Here is a 20,174-nt window from a genome sequence, read left to right on the forward strand (position 1 = left end):
TTTACCGTAATTGGGCAAAAAAATGGGCGCTTCGGCTGCTGCCGAAGCGCCCTCAAATGTGAGGTGCGGAAGAGACTTAGAACGAAGTCCAGTCGTCCTGGCCGCCCGCGCTTGCCATGGCAGGCACCGGAAGTGCCTTTACCGGCGAGACATAGGCCTTTGGTGCCTTGGCCGGTGCCCGTGCGGGCGCGGCCGGCTTGGCCGCCGGACGACGAACCTCGCCGCCGATGGTGAACTTGGCGGCCTGCTCGGCAAGCGAAGCGACTTCGCTGGTCAGGTTGCGCGCGGCAGCCGAAGTCTCTTCGACCATCGCGGCATTCTGCTGGGTCGACTGGTCCATCGTGCCGATCGCGATGCTGACTTCGGTGATCGCGGTCGACTGGGCCTGGTTGTCGGACGCCATGTTGCCGAGCAGCGCATGGACCTCGCCGACGTCGCCGGCGATGTTGGCGAGCGCGCCGTCGACCTTGTTGACCATTTCCACTGCGGCGACGATGTCGGTCTGGGTCGCGGTCAGCTGATCGCGGGCCCGTGCGGCTTCCTCTTCCGAGCGCATTGCCAGTGCCGAGACCAGGTCGGCGACCACCGCGAAGCCACGCCCGGCTTCACCGGCGCGGCCGGCTTCGACGGCAGCGTTCATCGCCAGAACGCGAGTTTGGAAGGCGATCTTGTCGAGGCCTTCGATCACCGAGTTGATGCCCTTGGCACCCTCGGCAACGCGGCCCATCGCCTGGACGGCCTCGTCGGCGATGCTGCGCCCGCCGGCAACGGTCGAGATCGCGCCATCGGCACGATCGACGGTGCTGCTCGCCGCCTTGGCGGTCGCCTTGAGGCGCTCGTCCATCTGGGCAACCGCGGCCGAAGTCTCCTCGAGGCTCGCGGCATTGGCTTCGGTGCGGCGGGCCAGATCCTCGGAGGCCTGGGCGATCTCGTTCGATCCGGTGCGGATCGACGAGGTCGATTCGGTCACTGCGCCGATCAGCGTGCGCAGGCTCGCCAGCGCATCGTTGAAGTTGGTCTTGAGCTCGGCATAGGCCGGCGGGAAGTCGGCATCGATCCGCGTGGTCAGATCGCCCTGGGTGAGCGCCGAAAGGCTCTCGCGCAGCGTCGTGGTCACCACTTCCTGCTCCGCCGAGATACGCGCGTCGGCTGCGGCGCGGTTGATCGCCGCCATGCGGAAATTCTCGACGGCGCCGGCGATCTCGCCGAGTTCGTCCTCGCGCGAACGGTGCGGAACATCGGCGGTGCCGCCCTCGGCGAGGGTCTTGGTGGCGCTGCTCAGCTCGGCCATCGGCTGGGCGACGGTGCGGTTGATCGCCAGCCACACGGCGACGAGGCCGGCAAAGGTGAGCAGCGACAGCAGCACAGTGACGACCAGCGCGAAACTGGATTCCGCCATGCCGTTTTCGTTCTCGGCCGCGGTGCGCTCGCGCGACAGGTCGATCAGCTTCTCGGTCTGGTCGATCGCGGCGCGCGAGATGTCCTTGCCGTCGCCCTTGATCAGCGCGAGCGTGCCTTCGAGGTCGCCGCTGGTGCGCGCCGCGAAGATGCGGCCGTTGACGTCGCTGAGCTTGCCGACGAGATCGCGCAGCTGGGCGACTTCGGGCCCGAAATCGTCGCCGGCGATCTTGGCATAAGCATCGATGTCGTCGGCCATCTTCTTCTGGCCCTCGGCCATGCGCTTGCGCAGCTTCTCTTCATCGGCGGGCTTGGTGGCGTTGTAATAGCTGTAGACGATGATCCGCAGTTCCTTGACGTCGCTCATCATGTCGGCGAGCCCGGCCATGCCGGCGACACCGCGCTCGACATGGCGCGTCGCGATGCCGGTCAGCGCGCGGTTCGAGACATAGCCGTTGATGGCCAGTGCGCAGACGAGCACACCGAGAAAGCTGAACGCCACCAGCATCTTCTTTGCCAGGCGCCAATTGTTGAGTGTCGCAAGCATGTTCAAAGCATCCGATTGTTGATCCGGGAAGCGCGTGCCACCCTGTCCGGCGCCCCGGGGAAAACACGGAGCCAAGATCATTATAGATGTGAATAGGCGGGCGGATGCCCGGCCTATGTAGTTGTACGGAGGTCTGGCAAAGTCGCCGTTTTGCGCGGTTCCGTGTTCAGGACCATCGCGCCGTCCTGCGGTATCAGTTCCAGCACTTCATGAACGGGCGCGTCGTCTGGTCGCTACCCTCGTGGCGGGACGCCGCGCTGCACGCCCGCGGTCGGGCAGGGGCGCCCTGCTTGGCGCATGCAGGCGTCGGCAGCCTCGCCGCTATCGGCGCGCGGGCGATCGCACCGGCGCCGCCGCCCCTCTTGTGACAGGCAGCTTCCGCACCGATGCCGCAAATTGCTCCCCAGACCAGCGCCATTGCCGATGGGCATGTCGACCGGTCGGGGGCTTTCGCTGTGCAGCGCCGTCGCCCGGGAGGAGCGGCGGCCGCTCCGCTCAGCTCTTGGGGAACAGCCCCGCCGCAAAGGCGATGCGCAGCGCCTCGGAGAGGCTGCGCACCTCGAGCTTTTCCATCAGGTTGGCGCGATAGATTTCCACCGTGCGCGGGCTGATGTCGAGCTCATAGGCGATGATCTTGTTCGATCGCCCTTCGATCAGCCCCTTGAGCACGTCGGTCTCGCGCGGGCTGAGCTTGGCGATCTTCGCCTCGGCCTGGCCGACGCGCGCTGCGGCCTCGCTGTCATGTTCGAGCCGCGAGAACGCATTGTCGATCACCTGCATCAGCAGTTCGGCTTCATAAGGCTTCTCGATGAAGTCGAGCGCGCCTTCCTTCATCGCCTGCACCGCCAGATTGACATTGCCCTGGCCGGTAAGGACGATCGGCACGAAATCGCCCGATCCGTCGAGTGCCTTCATCACGTCGAGCCCGGTCGATCCGGGCATGTGGAAGTCGAGCAGCAGCACGCCCGGATCGAGATCGTTCACATCTTCGAGGAACGCATCGCCCGAGCGGAAGCTGCGCACGATCAGCCCCGGCAATACCGACAGCAAGCTGTGAAGCGACGCGCGCACCGCGTCATCATCGTCGACGATATAAATCGTTCTTGCCATTATTCGATGCCCTCCTCGACCGTGGGAACAGTGAACCGAAAAGATGCGCCACCTTCGGGGCGATTATCGGCACTCAACGCCCCACCATGTGCTTCGATGATACGCTTGCTGATCGAAAGTCCAATACCCATTCCGCCGCCAGCCCCCTTCGTTGTCGTAAACCGGGAAAAAAGTTGCTCCAATACATGCGAAGGTAGGCCGGGACCGTTGTCATTGACGCTGATCTCGATCATGTGATCTTCGCATTTTCGTGAACTTATGATGATAAGCCGATCCTCGCGATCGGAATTTCTTAGTGCTTCCATGGCGTTGCGCATCAAGTTCACGAGTACTTGTTGAACCTGGATTCGATCGGCAAACATGAAGCGGATCTCGGGATCGAGCTGATAGGCGACGCGGATCTGGAACTGTGCGGTGCCCACCATCACCAGTTCGGCGGCATCGCGCACCGTGCGCTCGACCGATTCCGCGCGCATTTCCACTTCGCCACGCGCCATGAACGCGCGCAGCCGCCGGATGATTTCGCCGGCGCGCAGCGTCTGTTCGGATCCCATGCGCAGCAATTCGGTGACGCGCTCGGTCTGTTCGCCGCGTTCGAGCAGCATCCGCGCCGCCGCCAGGAAGTTCGACGTTGCCGCCAGCGGCTGGTTCAATTCGTGCGCCAAATCGGCGGCAAGTTCGCTCATCGCGCTCTGGCGCGAGACATGGGCGATTTCGTTGTTGAGCTCGCTCAACCGGGCTTCGTTTTCGCGCTGCTCGGTCAGGTCGCGGACGAACATGGTGAAGAGCAGCTGCCCGCCGCTGCGGGCGATGCCGGTGCGCACCTCCATCGGGAAATTGCGGCCGTCCGACGCTTCGCCGACGCTGATCGAGATCTCGCCCTGGAGCCCTTCGCCGCGCTCGCGGAAGCGGCGCAACACGGCCATGTGTATCTCACGGCGGTCGAGCGGGATCAGCATCGTCGCCTGGTGGCCGATCACCTCCGCCGCGGAATAGCCCCATAGCCGCTCGGCTGCCGCGCTGAATTGCAGGACGACCGCCGCCTCGTCGATGACGATCATCGGATCGGGCACGGTTTCCAGCACCGAGCGAAGCTGGGCCTCACGCCGGCGCAGTTCGCGCTCATGTTCGTCGCGCGCGGTGACGTCCATGATGAAACCGACGCAGCGGTCGACCTCGCCCTTGGCGGTGTAGAACAGCCGCGCCGACCCCTCGATCGATCGAACGCTGCCGGGCTCGGGCGACAGGCGATAGCGAAAGCTTATCTTGTCGAGATGCTCGCGGACGGCGCGGGCAACATCGGCACTGATCACGTCGATGTCCACCTGCTCGACTTTCAGGCGCCATTTCTCGAAAGTGTTGATCGATCCCGGCGGCACGCCCAGCCGCTGCTCGGTGCCCGGCGACCATTCGATCTCGCCGCTGTTGACGTACCATTCGAACACCCCGAGTTCATGGGCGGTGGTAGCGATCGCCAGCCGCTCCTCGCTCGCGCGCAAAGCCTCGATCGCGGCAACCCGTTCGGAGATGTCGGTGACCTTGTGGACCGAGGTCGGCGGCTGCCCTGGCGTGTGGACGGACTGAACGCGCTCGAGCACGTGAATCTCGCGCCCGTCGCGGCAGGTTTCGATCAGCTCCAGGCGGGTGCTGTCGTGCATATCGTCGTTGACGGTGCAGTAGGACCGCAGCAGCGCATATTTCTGCTGTCCCAGCGCCTCTGCCTGGCTCCAGCCATAGAGCTGCTGGCAGCCGTGCGACCAATGCGTGATCCGCCCCTCGGGGTCAGTCAGCAGCACGGTCGTCACGTCCAGCGCGTGGGTCAGTTCCATTGCCCGTGCCTGGCCGCGGATCACCCGGGTCACTGCCCAATAGGCGATTAGCGCCACGATCAGCATGTTGCAGACGACGACGAACATCTCGGTCACGAAGGGCGAGAAGAGGCCGCGATCCTGGATGAGCAGTTCGAGCAGCGAAGGCACGACCGGGAGCACCAGCGCGAGCGGCAGCAGCAGGCGCAAGGCGTGCCATTCGCCACTGCTCACGGCCACCGCGCGCACCCAGCCGATATTGCTGTGCAGAAGGATGAACGCGAGGGCCAGCAAGATGCTCAAGAGCGCCGCAGGGATCGAAACCGACAGGAATTGGCCAGGCTGCTCGCCGGGGCTCGAAAACAGGATCAGTCCCGCCGAAGCGGCTGCCAGGCCCAGCGTCGCCGTGGCGGCGAGGGCGGCGGCTTCCTCGCGCAGCGATGCCCGCGCCAGCGTTCCCAGACCCGCTGTGGCGAGAAGGATCAGCACGATGCACGACACCGTCCCGGTGCGTCCGGGATGTGGCCCGGGATATTGGGAAACCAGATCGGCGAACAGCAGCCTGTCGGTGCCCAGGTCGAGACCGGAGATATTCTGGAAGATTGTGGCCAGCGCTATGGTCAGCGGCAATCCCCAGAAAAGCAGCGCCATGCGCCTTTTCTCGAGGACCAAAGCCAGAAACCCGGCCGAAAGCGCGGCAAAGCCGATCGCCGTCCAGGGCCAGATTGGTCGATGCTCGGCGCCGAAGCTGCGCAGCAGCAAAATATCGAGCAACCAGCCTGAAAAAGTTACGACGCTGACGAGGCCGGCGAGCGTAAACAGCCCGGCGGCGACATAACTGGTGGTCGGGCTCTGCCCGTATCTCCAAGCCTTCTGATCATATTCGAAACGCAAATCGACTGCCCCTGCACAGGATTTAGCGAGGCCTTATCTGGCCTTTAGCCCGTCATCTCAGTCCGCGAAGTTCCGTAATGTCCCTTTGATGCACCTCCGGGCTGCCCCGTAGCAACATAGCTTGCACACACTCCTACGGCTTGCAAAGCCGCTGGTTCCCGGCAAACAGTGCTGCAGCGCGCAACAGCGCCGCCCAGCGAAGGAGCCACGCTTGATCCGATCCCTGTTCGTTCTCGGCGCCGTTGCCGGGCTCGCCGCCTGTGCGCAGACCGGGCGCACCGAGAGCGCCGCGTCGAAGCCGCCGGCCCAGGATGGTGCTCCGGGCAAGGGCAAGGGCTATTCGCACGATCCCTATCCCTCGACCTATCGCCCCTATCAGGGTGCGCCGACCTTGGTGACCAACGTCACCATCTTCGATGGCGAGGGCGGCCGGATCGAGAACGGCGCAGTGCTGTTCCGCGACGGCAAGATCGTCGCGGTCGGCCAGGATCTGAAGCCCGAGGCAGGGATGATGACGATCGACGGGCGGGGCAAATATGTCACCCCCGGGGTGATCGACATCCACAGCCACCTAGGCGACTATCCCTCGCCCGGCGTTCAGGCCAATTCGGACGGCAACGAGATGACCTCGCCGGTCACTGCCGAAGTCTGGGCCGAACACAGCGTCTGGCCCCAGGATCCCGGCTTCGGCCGCGCGCTGGTCAATGGCGGGGTCACCACGCTCCAGATCCTGCCCGGCTCGGCGAACCTGTTCGGCGGCCGCTCGGTGGTCGTGAAGAACGTCTATGCCCGCACGATGCAGGCGATGAAGTTCCCCGGCGCGCCTTATGGCCTCAAGATGGCGTGCGGCGAGAACCCCAAGCGCGTCTATGGCAGCAAGGGCCGCTCGCCCGCCACCCGGATGGGCAATATCGCCGTCGATCGCGCGACCTGGGCGCGGGCGGTCGAATATAAGCGCCGCTGGGAGAAATATGAGGAAAAGGGCGGCGAGCCGCCGTCGCGCGATATCGCGATGGACACGCTGCGCGGCGTGCTTGACGGCGAGATCCTCGTCCAGAACCATTGCTATCGCGCCGACGAAATGGCCGTGGTCCTCGATATGGCCAAGGAGTTCGGCTACCACGTCTCGGCGTTCCACCACGCCGTCGAGGCGTACAAGATCGCCGACCTGCTCAAGGCCAACAACACCTGCGCCGCGGTCTGGGCCGATTGGTATGGCTTCAAGATGGAAGCCTATGACGCGCTTCCGGAGAACCTCGCCATCCTCGAAAAGGAAGGCGCCTGCGCGATGATCCATTCCGACGATGCCAACGGCATCCAGCGCCTCAACCAGGAAGTCGCCAAGGCGCGTGCCTCCGGCATCAAGGCGGGCTTCCAGATCTCCGAGGAAGCGGCGTGGCGCTGGCTGGCGATCAACCCGGCCAAGGCACTCGGCATCGCCGACAAGACCGGCAGCCTCAAGCCGGGCAAGATGGCCGACGTCGTGCTGTGGAACGGCAATCCGTTCAGCGTCTACACCCGCCCCGAAATGGTCTGGGTCGATGGCGCGCTGCTCTACAATGCGGCCGATCCCAAGCGGCGGCCGGTTTCCGATTTCGAGCTCGGCCAGCCGGGCGAGGGGGACGTGAAGTGATCAGGCTGCTCCTCTCCACCGCGACGGCGCTTGTCGCGCTCGCCGCGCCTGCCGCTGCGCAGAATATCGTCATCACCAATGCCAAGCTGGTCGTCGGCGATGGCTCTGCGCCGATCGAAGGCGCCACGGTGGTGATCCGCGACGGCCGCGTCGTCTCCGCCGGCGCCGGCGGTGCCGCGCCTGCTGGCGCGCGGGTAATCGATGCAGCGGGGCGCTATGTCACCCCCGGCATCTTTGCGGGCTTCACCCGCATGGGCATCGTCGAGGTCGACGGGGTCGAAGAGACCAATGACAGCAGCGCCGGCTCCACGCCGTTCAACGCCGCGCTCGACGTGTCGCCCGCGGTCAATCCGCGCAGCTCGCCGCTGGCGATCAATCGCCTCGAGGGCGTCACCCGCGCCGTCGTCGCGCCCGACAATCACAGCGGCTCGATCTTTGCCGGGCAGGGGGCGATCATCGATCTCGCCACCGATATGGACGCCGTCAGCAAGCCGCGCGCCTTCCAGTTCATGGAATTCGGCGAGAGCGGTGCGCGTTCGGCCGGCGGCAGCCGTCCGGCCGCCTATGCGATGCTGCGCAATGCGCTGTTCGAAGTCCGCGACTATCTGCGCAGCCCGGCGAGCTTCGCCGATCGCGGCAAGGATGCGCTGCTCACCCGCGCCGATGCCGAGGCGCTCGCCCCGGTGGTGCAGGGCCGCGTGCCCTTGCTCGCCCATGTCGAGCGCGGCTCGGACATCCTCGCGCTGCTCGCGCTCAAGCGCGAAGTGCCCGGCCTCAAGCTCGTGCTGGTCGGCGCCAGCGAAGGCTGGACGGTCGCGCCGCAGATCGCCGCCGCCGGCGTGCCGGTGATCGCCAATGCGCTGGTCGACCTGCCCGAGAATTTCGAGCAGCTCGCCGCCACCCAGTCCAATGTCGGCCGGTTGAAGGCCGCCGGCGTGCTCGTCGGCATCGGCACGATCAACCAGGACGAGGCGCGCCAGGCGCGCTGGGAGAAGCAGTTCGCCGGCAATCTGGTGGCGCTCACGCGCGTCTCCGGGGCGACCGGGCTCGACTGGAACGCCGCCTTCGCCGCGATCAGCTCGAAGCCGGCGGAGGCGCTGGGGCTGGGCGGCGAGTTCGGCGCGCTCAAGCCGGGCCGCCATGGCGATGCAGTGATCTGGGACGGCGATCCGCTCGAGATCGGGACCAGCGCGGTCTCGGTGATCATCGACGGCGTCGAGCAGCCGATGACCAGCCGCCAGACTCGCCTGCGCGATCGCTATTGGGATCCCAAGGAAGGCGCGCTTCCCAAGGCCTATCAGCACTGATCTTTCGTCGCCCCGGCCACGCGCCGGGGCGACCTAACTATGCTTTCGTTGCGGAACCAGTACGAGCTATGCCGCATTGAGACGGTGCTATCTGGGGAGAAGACGATGCGTGCGCTAAGGATCGTGCCGGTGCTGGCGGCGGTGTTGCTTGCAGGCTGTCAGGCCAGCGACGACGAACCGCCTGCCAACGGCACCAACGCCGTGCCGCTGAACGCCGCGGCCGAGACCAATGCGATCGGCAACGTGGCGGAGGGCGAGAACGTCACTGCCAAGGTGCTCGCGATGAACGACCGCCAGCGCAACGTCGTCTTCATCCGCGCGATCATGGACGCCGGGCTTCCCTGCCAGCAGGTCGTCTCGTCGGTCCGCGTCCCCGATCAGGACGGCAAGCCGCTGTGGCGGGCCAATTGCGATGGCGGCATGGCGCATATGATCAGCATCACGCCCGACGGCACCGCCAACATCGTCAGCCGCACCGACCGCTGACAAGAAAAAGGGGAGGCCCCGAAGGACCTCCCCCTTGAGGTGGGGTGGAAAGGGTTCAGAGCCCGACGACGCCGCCGTCTTCCTTGGTGATCACCACCACGGCCGAACGCGGGCGCACCGTCGCCGCCGCGGCGCCGGTCTGGCTGTCGGGCCAGTGGCTGGTCGGTGCGGCGGCGCTGCCGCCTTCGCCGGGATGCTGGATGCCGACGAACAGCGTCCGGCCGTCCGGCGTCGAGTCGATCCCGGTGATCTCGCACTCCACCGGGCCGACCAGGAAGCGCTTGAGCGTCGCCGCGGTCGGTGCCGCGCCGATGCGGGTTGCCTGCGTCGCGGTTGCGCCGCCGGTGCCGGTGTTGGTGATCGTCCGCGTGCCGCCGTCGCCCACGCTGCCCGGCATCGCCGCAAGCAGCATGCAGTTGGTCACGTCGGTATAGGCGCCGTCGTCGGTCTCGATCCACAGCAGCGGCTTGACCTGCCCGGCGGGGTTGGTCGGCCGGCTGAAATAGAGGCCGTCGGGGCTCGAGAAATCCTGATCGGCGGTCAGCCCTGAAAGGTTGATGTTGGCGGGGTCGAGATCGGCCCCGGCGCCGAACAGATAGATGTCCCAGGTGAACGCCGTCGCCTCGGTGGTGTTGCCGGCTTCCTTCAGGCGGATGATGTGGCCGTTGGGGTTGCCGTAAGACGGCGTCGCCGCCGCGCCGAACGGATCGTTATAGTGGCGCGGATTGGCCGCGTCGGTGCCGTTCAGCGGGCGGCCGGCGGCGTTGTTGTTGGTCAGCGTGAGGTAGACCTCGCCGGTCACCGGGTTGACCGCGGTCCATTCGGGGCGGTCCATCGGGGTCGCGCCGACCACGTCCGCGGCGAGGCGGGCGTTGACCAGCACATCGGCCTGGTCGGCGAACGGATAGACCGCCGCGGTCGAAGTCACGCCGTTCTGGCCGAACACCAGCGGCAGCCACTGGCCGCTGCCATCGGCGTTGAACTTGGCGACATAGAGCGTGCCGTTGTCGAGATATTTGTCGCCGGTCGCGAGCCGGTCCGCCGCAGTCGCATCGGCTTCCGCCCAGGCGGTCGCGGAGACGAACTTGTAGAGATATTCGCGGCGCGAATTGTCGCCCATATACCAGGCCGGCTTCTTGCCCGCGACGAATGCGCCCGGCCAGCAGCCCTCATGCCCGAGCCGGCCCAGCGCGGTGCGCTTGCGCGGCGTCTTGGTCGCGTCATAGGGATCGATCTCGACGATCCAGCCGAGCTGGTTGGGCTCGTTGCGGAAGTCGGCTGTCGCCGAGGCGCCCGATGCGCTGGCATTCCAGCGGCGGAAGATCGTGCTGGTCGCATCGGCGGGGACGACGGTCGCCCAGCTGAAATTGCCGTTGCCGGTCACGCCATAGCGGTTGAGCGCGGTCAGCTCCTTGGCGCTGCGCCCGGCGACATCGGCCGAGGGGCGGCGGAAATAGCCTGCCCAATTCTCTTCGCAGGTGATCGCCGTGCCCCAGGGCGTCGTGCCGTTCGCGCAGTTGTTGATCGTGCCGCGGCCGGTGGTGCCGTCGGTCGAATAGGCGGTCTTGAGCAGGTCCGATCCCTTGGCCGGCCCGCTGAACGCCATCGGCGTGTTCGGGGTGATGCGGCGGTTGAGCGTGCTCGCCTGGTTGAACGTCCAGCTGCCGTTCGCGGTGACGCTATATTCGGTGACGCTGACGCCGTGGCATTCGATCTCCTTGATCGCCTCGGCCTCGGGGCGCGGACCGGCGGTGGTGTTGTTGGTCGGGCCGGCGGGGTGGAGATACTGGATGTTGATGTTCTCGTGGTTCTGCACCAGCAGCCCGCGGGTCGAACTCGTCGCGTCGCGCGTCGTGCCGGTCGCGGCGAGGCCATACCAATAGAGCGCGTCGCCATGGTCGCCGATGCGGCCGGCGAAATTGGTGTCGCTGCCGTCGTTCTTGTACGCCGGCACGCCCGCCAGCACCGGATCGCCGGTGCGGTTGATCACCTGCACCTTGTAGCCGGTCGGCACGGTGACGACGTCGAGCTTGTTCTTGGCGACCGCGGTGAAGCCCAATGCGGCCGGGTTGATCGTCACGCTGGTGGTGGCGCTGGTCGAATGGCCGGTATCGTCGATGGCGGTGAACTGGAAGGTCAGCGTCGTCGCCGCGCTCACGGCAGGGGCGATGAAGGTCGGCTTGAGGCTGCTCGCATTGGTCAGCGTCACGCTCGGCGTGCCCGCGGTCTGCGTCCACGAAACCGCGCCCACTGCGCGATCGTCGCTCGCCGTGCCCGAAAGCGTCACGAGACGGCCGCCGCTGACGGTCGCCGCCGCACCGGCATCGACGGTGGGGGCGCTGTCGTTCGGGCCGAAATCCTGGTTGTCGCACGCCGCGAGCAGCGAGCTGCCCAGCGTTGCGGCGATCAGTGCGCCGCCGCCGCGCAGCATGTTCCGGCGCGACAGGCGCTGGTCGGCAAGCTCGTTGAGCGTGATCGCGGTGCTGCGGTTGGTGTCGATATCGCCATCGGAATAGCCGAAGGGCGTAAGGCTCTGCTCGGTCATGAAATCCCCCAGGATCCCCCGGACCCCTGCGATCCGGTTCGCCTGCCGCTTTGGGAGGGCCGTCTTACGCCATCATGCGATGCAGGTTTCGCGACGATGACTCCTGGCACGGCAATTGTGACACTTTGCGCTTCGTCTCGGCTGCGCGTAAGCGCACCGCGATGGACGCGGGCAAGCCCGATAGCGACGAACCTCCCAGCCTGGTCGACCGGGCACTTGCCCGTGCGCGCGCGCCGCGCGCGCCGCGCGCGCCGCGCGCGCCCGAGGTCACGCAGGGCTGGCGCGTTCCGGCGCTGGTTGCCGGGCTGATCGCACTCGCCCCGCTGCTGACGATCGCCGGCGCGAACCTGCTTGCCGCGCGCGAACGCCACGCCGCCAGCCAGCTCCGCGCCGAAATTGCCCCGCAGGTCGCCGCGCGCGACGCCGCGGCCGCCGCCCGCCACCTGCTCGCCGATACGCTGCGCCAGCCGACGATGGGCGCCACGCTCGAATTGCTCGCCCGCGCGCTGCCTGCCAATGCCACGCTCGCCCGCGCGGCGCGCAGCGGCGACGGCGCGCTGGAGATCGACGCCACCGCGCCCGATCCCGATGCCCTGCGCGATGCGCTGCGCCGCGATCCGGCCTTTGGGCGGCTGCGCGCGATCGGCCAGCGCCAGGCCGATGGCGCGATCGTCACGGCCTTTCGGGGCAGCGCCGAATGAGGCTGCCTCCGCTTGCAATCGGCGCCGGCGCCGGGCTGCTCGCCGCCGCGTTGCTCGCCCCCGCCGCGGGCACCGCGCTCGATCGGCTCGCCGGCGAGCGCGCCAGCCGCGCGCAGCTCGCCGCCGAACGCAGCGCGCCGCCCGCCGCCCCGCTCGTCGCCCCCGATCTCGCGATCCGCGCGCCCGACGAAGCAGGTGCCCGCGCCGCCATCCTCGCCCGCGTCCAGCGCCTCGCCAAGACCGGCGGCGTGCTGGTCGAGGAGACGGCGCCGGTCCGCCGCGCCCCGCTCGCCGCGCTCCGGCTGCGCATCTCGGGCCCCGAAAAGTCGGTGATCGCGCTCGCCGACGCGCTCGAGCGCGAACGCCCCCTGATGCGGCTGCACAGCTGGCGGCTCGAACCGATCGCGGGGGGCGTGCGCCTCACTGGCGAGGTGATCGCGCCGTGGCAATGACGCGTCCCGAACGCCGCGCGCTCGCCGCCGCCGCCGCCTTCGGGCTGCTCGCGCCTGCCGCGCTGCTCACCTTGTGGCCCGGCCGGGAGACGTCCGGGCCCAGCCGCGAAGCCCCGCTCGATGCCCCGGCGCTGCCCGATCTCGCCGCCGCCTATGAGCGCCCGCTCTTTGCCGCCGCGTCCGGGGCCGACGCGCCGCTGCCCCAGGATGCGCCTGCGCTGGTCGGCATTGCCGGCCGGCTAGGCGCCGATGCCGTCGCGTTGGTCCGCGGCGCCGACGGCACCACCCGCACGCTCCATCCCGGCGAGAGCATCGATGGCTGGCAACTCGCCAGCCTCGCGATCGACGCCGCCTTCTTCACCCGCGGCGCCCAGCGCGTCCGCGTGCCGCTCCCCGCCGGGGAGTAGGGCGCCCGGAGCGCCGCGCTATCTCGCGGCTGCGCGTGCCGCGCTCAGCGCCGGCCGCCCCGGCTGGTCGGCGCGCGCGGCGAGCGCGAGCAGCTTGCGGTAATAGCGGCGCGCCACCGCTGGTTTCCCGGCCGCCTCGGCGGCTTCGGCGGCGCCATAGATCGACCAGAACCGGTTGGGCTGCTGCACAAGCGACGCTTCGAACGCCGCGCCGGCCTCGGCCGCCCGATTGCGCTCCAGCAGCATCTCGCCCAGCATCTCGCGGGCCGGCATCAGCGGCCCGGGCGTCACCGAGCTGAGCTCGGACTGGTCCTCCAGATCGGCGGCGACGCGCATCCCCGCCAGCGCGCCCACGCTATCGCCTTGTGCCAGCGCCAGTGTCGCCGCCACGCCGCGGCGCTGGATATCGATCTGCCCGGCCCAATAGGTCTCGCCCAGCTTGGTAAGCGTTGCATGGATCGCGTCGAGCGCCGCGATCGCGGCGCCGGCAGCGGTGCTGTCGCCCAGATGCGCCGCGCCCAGGCCGCGCGCGAACCAGGTGATCGCATCGGCATAGGGGAATTTGCTCGCCACCGGCTCCAGCTTCGCCGCAGCCGCCCAGTCCCGCCGCTCCAGCGCGTAGCGCGCCGGAATCGCCGCCCGCGCGAAATAGGCCGATGAAACCGGCGCCGCGCCGGTGGCCGCCGCAGGGTCGAAATGCGCGAAGACCTGCGCGGCGCTGTCCACCAGCTGCTTCGCCGCCGCGTCCTGCCCGGTCTGGAGATAGGCATAGACCAGATAGTCGCTGGCATGGAGTTCGTCCGCCGGCTGGCCGGCCGCGCGCGCCGAGGCGGCCGACGCCAAATTGGTGTCGATCGAGGCCTGCCAGTCGCCGATCCGCGTGAAAGTGTGCGAGGGCATGTGCAGCGCATGCGGCGTGGACGGCGCAATCTTGCCGTATCGCCGCGCCGCATCGGCTGCGCGCGACGCCAGCGCCGGATCGTCATAGGCGTGGATGATATAATGGGCGAGCCCGGGATGGTCGGGATAGCGGACGAACAGCCGTTCCAGGATTGCCCCGGCCTTGAGCTGCTTGGCATAGCTTTTGTCTGCCGGGTCGGCAGCAGCGGCGAGCGCCAGCGCATAGAAGATGCTGGCTTCGCTGTCGCGCGGATAGGCCGCCGCCAGCTTCGCCATCGCCGCTTCATAGGTCAGCAGGCGCGCCTCCTGGCCGGTCCGTTCGGCGTTGGTATAGAGCAGCGCCACTGCCTCGATATAGTCGCGCTCGCGCCGGGTCTTGGGTGCCGCCGCGCGTCCGGCATCGGCCGCTTCCAGCCCCTGCCGGATCTGCGCGGCCGATTTGAACCCGGCAAAGGGATTGCCCCAGCTGCTCAGCGCGATGCCCCAATAGGCCATCGCGCAGCCGGGATCGGTGGCAAGCACGCCGCGATAGCCCGCGATGGCGCGGCCGAACTGGAACGAGTGCATCAGCGCCACCGCGCGATCGAAGGCCGCATGCACGGCGGGCACGCAGGAGGTCTCGAAGCGGACGCTGCCCAGCCGCTCGACCGGCATCCGGTCCATCGCCGCGGCATCGTGCGGAGAGGGCCGGGCCTGGGGATGGTCATGCGCTGCAGGATGAACCTGCGCGGCGGCGCCGGCCGGCACCATCAGCAGCGCCGCAACGATCGCGATCGAGTCTCTCATCCGCCGAACCTCCCCGATAGCGGCGGCGCCGCTCTTGTCGCTCCGCCAGGCTGGTACACAAGCCGAAGCCGGTCAATCGCTTCGTCGCGAACGCTGAAACGTCCGCTCTCGGCAGCGCGCCTGAATCTCCGAGATTGGGTGGGAAGCGGACCTTCTCTTCGTCACCCCGGGCTTGACCCGGGGTCCCGCTTCTTTTTGCTCTTGGCAGGGATCAAGGGCTTCAATCCCGAGCGGCATGATCTGTTCGAGCCTCTCGCCAAACTCCAGAAGAAGCGGGACCCCGGCTCAAGGCCGGGGTGACGGAAACAGGAACATCGGCAATTTGGGCGTTTCCTGCCGGTCCGTCTTTCTGACGCTACGAGCTGATTGGCACAGGGCCAGTGGCCAGCTCGCGAAAGCCTTTAGAGCGTAAGAACAAAGATTGAACATCGCTTGCGGCACACTATGTCCTATTCGCGACTTGGTTCGCCGCTCTTTCGCATCGTCCGCCGCCCTTTGGGTCGCGTGCTGTCCGGCACGGGCGTGGCCTTCGAATTTCCGCTGGCCAACCGAATGGTTGGATTAAACCAATCGGGGAGTGCGGCGTGCGAGACGCCGCCTGTCGCGGCAACGCGTGAGAAGCGAGCGGTCGATCCCTCGGTACCGAACCCGCCACAACTGCGACCTTTGGGACTTTCCAGCCCAACCAAAGAGTTTGGGATCTCGCCCCGCTGGCTGCCACCGGCCCCGTGTCGAGAGCCGGGCTGACCGAGAAAATGCTGCAATCACAAAGCGTCCGGTGTCGCCGCGCGGCTGGGGCGTCGAGCCCGAAAAGTGCGCTTTGGTGTCAATCGGTGTCAACCGACGCCGCCAGCCGGCCCGCCCGGCACGATCGAAGCCGGACCGACCCTGCCGTTAGGCATCCGCCCCGGCCACGCCGTCAACCGAGGCCGGTGGGAACCGCCTTTCGTGTCAACATCGTCAACCGAGCGGTCAGTAGATCCCGTCGATCTCCACGCTGAGCCGCGGCGTCGGCGCGGCGAGCAGCAGGCTGCGGCGCTTGTTGTTCTCCAGCTCCTCGGCGCGCAGCCGGGCATAACGGTCCTTCGCCGCGGCGGCCGCGTCGGAGGGGTCGCGCAGGATCGTCGGCTTGAGGAAGATGAACAGCGTGCGCTTCTGCCGGGTTTCCTTGCGGCTCTTGAACAGCTCGCCGACGATCGGGATGTCGCCCAGGATCGGCACTTGCTGGCGGGTGTCCTGGCGGTCGTCGGTGATCAGCCCGCCCAGCACGATCGTCTGGCCGTTGTCGGCGAGCACGGTGGTGTTGATCGCGCGGCGATTGGTGACCAGGTCGGAGGCGGCGGCGGTCTGCGCCGCGGCGATCGACGAGGCTTCCTGGTTGACCTGGAGCCGGATCGTGTCGCCCGCATTGATCCGCGGCAGCACGCGCAGGGTGATGCCCACATCCTTGCGCTCGATCGTGGTATAGGGGTTCACCGAAGTCGAATTGGTCAGCACCGATCCGGTGACGAACGGCACGTTCTGGCCCGAGACGAATTCGCCGGCGACATTGTCCAGCACGGTGATCTGCGGGGTCGAGAGCAGGTTCGCCCGGGTCGAGCTGCCCAGCGCCTGGACCAGGATCGAGAAATTGTCGCCGATCGCGACGTTGCCCGTGAAGCCGGTGCCCAGGATCTTGCCCGCCGGCACGCCCAGCGCGGTCAGGATCGTGCCGAGCGAGGGGCCTGCGGTGTCGAACGAGGTGCCCGCGCCCTCGACGCCGTTCAGCGCCGCGCCGCTGGTGCCCAGCTGGACGCCCAGCGCCTCGGCATCGTCGCCGGTGATCTCGGCGATCGCGGCTTCGATCAGCACCTGCGGGCGGCGCACGTCGAGGTCGGTGATCAGCGTCTCGATCGAATTGATCGCCTGCGGCTTGCCGCGCACCACCACGGCGTTGAGCTCGGGCGCGGGCTGGACGGTGATGTCCGGCGTGCTGAAGCCCTGCGGCGTCGGCGTCGGATTGTTCTGCATCGTCGGCGTGGTGGTGCCCGCCGCCGCCTGCATCGCGCTGCCCAGCCCGCCGCTGGTCGAGGCCGCGCTGTTCGACAGCGCCGAGATGCCCTGGGTGTTGTTGCTCAGCTTGGCGAAGGGATTGCTGTTCGAGCTCGACAGGCTGCGCGCCACTGGATTGTCGGCGCTCTCGCCCTGGCCCAGCACGCCGCGCAGCACTTCGGTCACGGTCTCTGCGTCGGCATAGTTCAGCCGGAACATCCGGGTGATCGGAGTCGCGCCCCCCGGCAGGTCGAGCGAGGCCGCGATCCGCCGCGCCTCGGTCACCGAAGCCGGGGTGCCGCGGATGATCACCGTGTTGCTGCGCGGATCGGCGGCGACCCGCGTGCCTTCGCCCAGCACCGTGGTCAGCGATTGGGCGACGTCGGCGGCGTTGCCGTTGCGCAGCGTGATCGTCGCGAAGGTCGCGCCGCCGCCGCCGTCGAGCTGGCGGGCGATCGCCTCGATCCGGCGGACATTGTCGGCATAGTCGGTGATCACGATCGCGTTCGGCGCGGTGATCGGCTCGACGCTGCCGAAGGTCGCGACCAGCGGGCGCACGACGCGGGCGGCATCGGCCGAGGGCACGTTGGCGAGGCGCACCATCCGCGTGACGAGTTCCTGCCCCGATGCGCCGCGGCTCGGCACGCCGCCATCGCGCACTGCGTTGGCAGCGGGCAGGATCCGCCAGGCCCGGCCCGATCGCACGGCGCTGAAGCCGTTGGCGCGCAGCACCGACTGGAACAGCTCCCACACCCCGCCCGGCGTCAGCGGCGTCGCCGAGGTGACGGTGACCGTGCCCTTGACCGCGGGATCGAGGATCAGCGTACGCCCGGTGATCCGCGAGATCTGGTCCGAGACGTCGGAAATCTCGACGCCGCGCATGTTGATCACCACGTCGGCCGTCTCGTCCTGCGCGGCGACGGGTGCGGTCTGCGCCACGGCGACGGCGTCGAGCGCGATCCCGGCGAGCGCAAGGGCGGCAAAGGCGGTGCGAATCTTCACAAGCGTCTTTCTAGCGGAGCGGAACGGTGAGCGTGAGCCGCTTCCCGTCGCGAAGGATCTGAATCTGGGCATTGCCGCTCGATTGCGCCGCGGCGAAGGCAGCATTGGCGGCGGCGGGATCGGCCAGCGAGGTGCCGTTGACCGATTGGATGACGTCGCCGGAGACCATGCCGGGCGGGCCGTTGTCGCCGATCCGGTAGCCGCCGTTCACCGGCGTCGCGTCGAAACGCTGGAGCACGCCCGCGGTGCTGATCGGCGGAGCTCCCGGCGGCGGCGCGCCGGTGCCGCCCCCCGGCAAAGGCGCGGTGTTCGGCGCGGCCGGCTGGGGCTGCGCCTGCTGCGCGGCCTGTTGCTGCGCCGCCTGGCGCTGCTCGGGCGACAGCGTCGGATCGGGAAAGGCGAGGAATTCGGTGCGCCCGCCATTCACCAGCAGCACCCGGTCGCGCAGGATCGACTGGACCGTAGCGCCGCTCACCGCCTCGCCGACGCGGACGGGCAGGGCGGTCGCCCCGCTCACCGAGATATAGGCGACCGACAGCGGTGAGGCGCCCGCGGCGATCACGCCCCTGAGCTCGAGCGGCAGCGAGGTGGGCTGTGCGGCATCGGTCGCCGCGGCCTTGCCGAACGGGGCGAGCGCCAGCGCCTGGGCAACGTCGGGCGCCATCGCCGGTCCGCTCCGCCCCGAGGGGATCGTGATCGCGCCGGTGCCGGCATGGCCCGCGATCCGCCAGGTCAGCCCGGCAAGCGCCAGCGCCACCGAGACGACCATGGCGCCGGTCAGCAGGTCGAGCGATGTGCGCGCCTGGCGCGGCGTGAGCGAAGGGATCATCGCTTGCGTCCGTCCACGAAGCCGTCGAGCGATGCAAGCGGCGCGTTCTCGTTGGCCGGGAATACCTCGATCCGCACGCGCTGGATTTCCGGATCGTCGGTACGCCGCCGACGAACGCTGACGCGCCATTGCTGGCCCAGCATCTCGACCTGCTCGCCACCGTCCGGCGCGCGGGCCTCCATCTCGGCGAGCCAATTCTCGGCTACCCACATCGCCGTCGTCCGCCGTTCGACTCCGCGCGTCGAATCGATATGCGCCTCCACAGTCCGCATCAGCCCGACCGTGGCGATCGCCAGCACGGCGAGCGCGACGAGCGCCTCGATCAGCGAGAAACCCGCCTCCTGTGCGTCGTTCCTCATGTCTGCGGTGCCGGCATCGCCGTGGCGGTCAACCCATCATAATTGACCAGCCAGCGCTTGCTCCCGCTTTCGACCACCGCCGACATCGGGCGCCCCGATCCGTCGACGCCCAGGATCACCGGGGGGCGCACCTTGAGCGTCAGCACGATCCCCGCCGGCAGCTGGTGAAACCCCAGCGCATCGTCGGTGCGCGCGATCATCTTCCCGTCGGTGCTGATCGTCGCAAAGCCATAGCCGTGCTTTTCGGCCGTGAAGGCGATCACCCGGTCGCCGAGCATCGCATCGTCGGCCGCGGCCTGCAGCCGGGTTGCCAGCCGCCGCGCCTCGGTCTCGACGCTCGGCGCGCGCGTCACGCTGCCGATGCCGAGCGACACTGCGCCCGCCATCACGCCGATGATGACGAGCACGATCAGCATCTCGATGAGAGTGAATCCCCTCTCGGCGCCGTCGTTAGAGGGGCGGAAGGGGCTCAGCCCTTCACCTCCACATCGGCGTTGATGCCCTCGCCGCCCGGCTTGGCGTCCTTCCCGAGCGCGCGGATCGTGAAGCTGCTGCCGTCGGAATTATATTCATAGGGCTTGCCCCAGCCATCGGCGGCGGGGGTGGAGAGATAGCCACCCTCGGGCCAGCTCGTCGGCGCGGGCGGTGCCGTGGGCCGCTCGCTCAGCGCCTTCAGCCCCTGCTCGGTGGTCGGGTAATTGCCATTGTCGAGCCGGTAGATCTTGAGCGCGCCCTGGATCGTCGAAAGATTGGTCTTGGTCGCGGTTGCTCTGGCCTCGTCGGGTCGTCCCATCACGTTGACGGCGACCAGCCCTGCGAGCACGGCGATGATGATCAGCACGATCATTACCTCCAAAAGCGTGAAGCCCTGTTCGCCATTCGGCACCGGACGGCGCTTGCCTGCATCGCCAAGCGGTGCGATGTCACCAAACTGTTTCAAATCTATGCGCATTCGGGGCCCATGCGTCCTTCCCATGAA

Annotated in this window: 16 protein-coding genes; 6 read left to right on the top strand and 10 right to left on the bottom strand. The window is 68.0% G+C overall.

What is annotated here, in order from left to right; genetic code table 11:
* Window positions 1-76: 76 nt before the first annotated feature.
* The 3 genes from AB2M62_RS02425 to AB2M62_RS02435 all read right to left on the bottom strand — a co-directional run bounded on the left by AB2M62_RS02425 (window position 77) and on the right by AB2M62_RS02435 (window position 5,757).
* Complete coding sequence (locus AB2M62_RS02425; RefSeq protein WP_404337494.1) at window positions 77-1,945, bottom strand: methyl-accepting chemotaxis protein; 1,869 nt, start codon at window positions 1,943-1,945, stop codon at window positions 77-79.
* 495 nt (window positions 1,946-2,440) lie between these two features.
* On the bottom strand, window positions 2,441-3,055 hold the full coding sequence (locus tag AB2M62_RS02430; protein WP_404337496.1) for a response regulator transcription factor: 615 nt from the start codon (window positions 3,053-3,055) through the stop codon (window positions 2,441-2,443).
* Entirely contained in the window at window positions 3,055-5,757 is a 2,703-nt protein-coding gene (locus AB2M62_RS02435; RefSeq protein WP_404337498.1) for a PAS domain S-box protein, read from the bottom strand. The genes AB2M62_RS02430 and AB2M62_RS02435 overlap by 1 nt, the downstream gene beginning before the upstream one ends.
* Window positions 5,758-5,968: 211 nt before the next feature.
* Between AB2M62_RS02435 and AB2M62_RS02440 the strand changes: the two genes are divergently transcribed.
* The 3 genes from AB2M62_RS02440 to AB2M62_RS02450 all read left to right on the top strand — a co-directional run bounded on the left by AB2M62_RS02440 (window position 5,969) and on the right by AB2M62_RS02450 (window position 9,183).
* Window positions 5,969-7,390 (top strand): amidohydrolase, encoded by a 1,422-nt coding sequence (locus AB2M62_RS02440; RefSeq protein ID WP_404337499.1) that lies wholly within the window; start codon window positions 5,969-5,971, stop codon window positions 7,388-7,390.
* On the top strand, window positions 7,387-8,697 hold the full coding sequence (locus tag AB2M62_RS02445) for an amidohydrolase family protein (RefSeq protein WP_404337500.1): 1,311 nt from the start codon (window positions 7,387-7,389) through the stop codon (window positions 8,695-8,697). The genes AB2M62_RS02440 and AB2M62_RS02445 overlap by 4 nt, the downstream gene beginning before the upstream one ends.
* 105 nt (window positions 8,698-8,802) lie before the next feature.
* Complete coding sequence (locus AB2M62_RS02450; RefSeq protein ID WP_404337502.1) at window positions 8,803-9,183, top strand: hypothetical protein; 381 nt, start codon at window positions 8,803-8,805, stop codon at window positions 9,181-9,183.
* A 55-nt stretch (window positions 9,184-9,238) separates the two neighbouring features.
* Here AB2M62_RS02450 and AB2M62_RS02455 read toward each other — a convergent pair whose 3' ends face one another.
* Window positions 9,239-11,728, bottom strand: coding sequence for an alkaline phosphatase PhoX (locus AB2M62_RS02455; protein WP_404337504.1), 2,490 nt, complete (start codon window positions 11,726-11,728; stop codon window positions 9,239-9,241).
* A 161-nt stretch (window positions 11,729-11,889) separates the two neighbouring features.
* Between AB2M62_RS02455 and AB2M62_RS02460 the strand changes: the two genes are divergently transcribed.
* Genes AB2M62_RS02460 through AB2M62_RS02470 form a run of 3 tightly spaced genes read left to right on the top strand, consistent with a single transcriptional unit; the run spans window position 11,890 to window position 13,288 of the window.
* Window positions 11,890-12,429 carry a hypothetical protein gene (locus tag AB2M62_RS02460; RefSeq protein ID WP_404337506.1) on the top strand — a complete coding sequence of 180 codons (540 nt, stop codon included), beginning with the start codon at window positions 11,890-11,892 and terminating at the stop codon, window positions 12,427-12,429.
* Window positions 12,426-12,881: a hypothetical protein gene (locus tag AB2M62_RS02465; protein ID WP_404337508.1), complete on the top strand. Its 456-nt coding sequence runs from the start codon at window positions 12,426-12,428 to the stop codon at window positions 12,879-12,881. The genes AB2M62_RS02460 and AB2M62_RS02465 overlap by 4 nt, the downstream gene beginning before the upstream one ends.
* The gene (locus tag AB2M62_RS02470; protein ID WP_404337510.1) at window positions 12,878-13,288 is read left to right on the top strand and encodes a hypothetical protein; all 411 of its coding nucleotides are present in this window, start codon (window positions 12,878-12,880) and stop codon (window positions 13,286-13,288) included. Before AB2M62_RS02465 ends, AB2M62_RS02470 begins: the two co-directional genes overlap by 4 nt.
* 18 nt (window positions 13,289-13,306) lie before the next feature.
* On the opposite strand, the gene AB2M62_RS02475 is transcribed toward AB2M62_RS02470, so the two are convergent.
* The 6 genes from AB2M62_RS02475 to gspG all read right to left on the bottom strand — a co-directional run bounded on the left by AB2M62_RS02475 (window position 13,307) and on the right by gspG (window position 20,135).
* On the bottom strand, window positions 13,307-14,974 hold the full coding sequence (locus tag AB2M62_RS02475; protein ID WP_404337512.1) for a hypothetical protein: 1,668 nt from the start codon (window positions 14,972-14,974) through the stop codon (window positions 13,307-13,309).
* Between the two features lie 972 nt (window positions 14,975-15,946).
* On the bottom strand, window positions 15,947-18,007 hold the full coding sequence (gspD, locus tag AB2M62_RS02480) for a type II secretion system secretin GspD (RefSeq protein ID WP_404337513.1): 2,061 nt from the start codon (window positions 18,005-18,007) through the stop codon (window positions 15,947-15,949).
* Between the two features lie 10 nt (window positions 18,008-18,017).
* Entirely contained in the window at window positions 18,018-18,836 is an 819-nt protein-coding gene (locus AB2M62_RS02485; RefSeq protein ID WP_404337515.1) for a type II secretion system protein N, read from the bottom strand.
* Complete coding sequence (gene gspI, locus AB2M62_RS02490; protein ID WP_404337516.1) at window positions 18,833-19,195, bottom strand: type II secretion system minor pseudopilin GspI; 363 nt, start codon at window positions 19,193-19,195, stop codon at window positions 18,833-18,835. The genes AB2M62_RS02485 and gspI overlap by 4 nt, the downstream gene beginning before the upstream one ends.
* Window positions 19,192-19,611, bottom strand: a complete 420-nt coding sequence (locus AB2M62_RS02495; RefSeq protein ID WP_404337517.1) for a type II secretion system protein GspH — start codon at window positions 19,609-19,611, stop codon at window positions 19,192-19,194. Before AB2M62_RS02495 ends, gspI begins: the two co-directional genes overlap by 4 nt.
* Before the next feature lie 53 nt (window positions 19,612-19,664).
* Entirely contained in the window at window positions 19,665-20,135 is a 471-nt protein-coding gene (gene gspG, locus AB2M62_RS02500) for a type II secretion system major pseudopilin GspG (protein ID WP_404337519.1), read from the bottom strand.
* Between the last annotated feature and the right edge of the window lie 39 nt (window positions 20,136-20,174).

This window comes from Sphingomonas sp. MMS12-HWE2-04, from assembly GCF_044881185.1.
Classification (GTDB): Bacteria; Pseudomonadota; Alphaproteobacteria; order Sphingomonadales; family Sphingomonadaceae; genus Sphingomonas.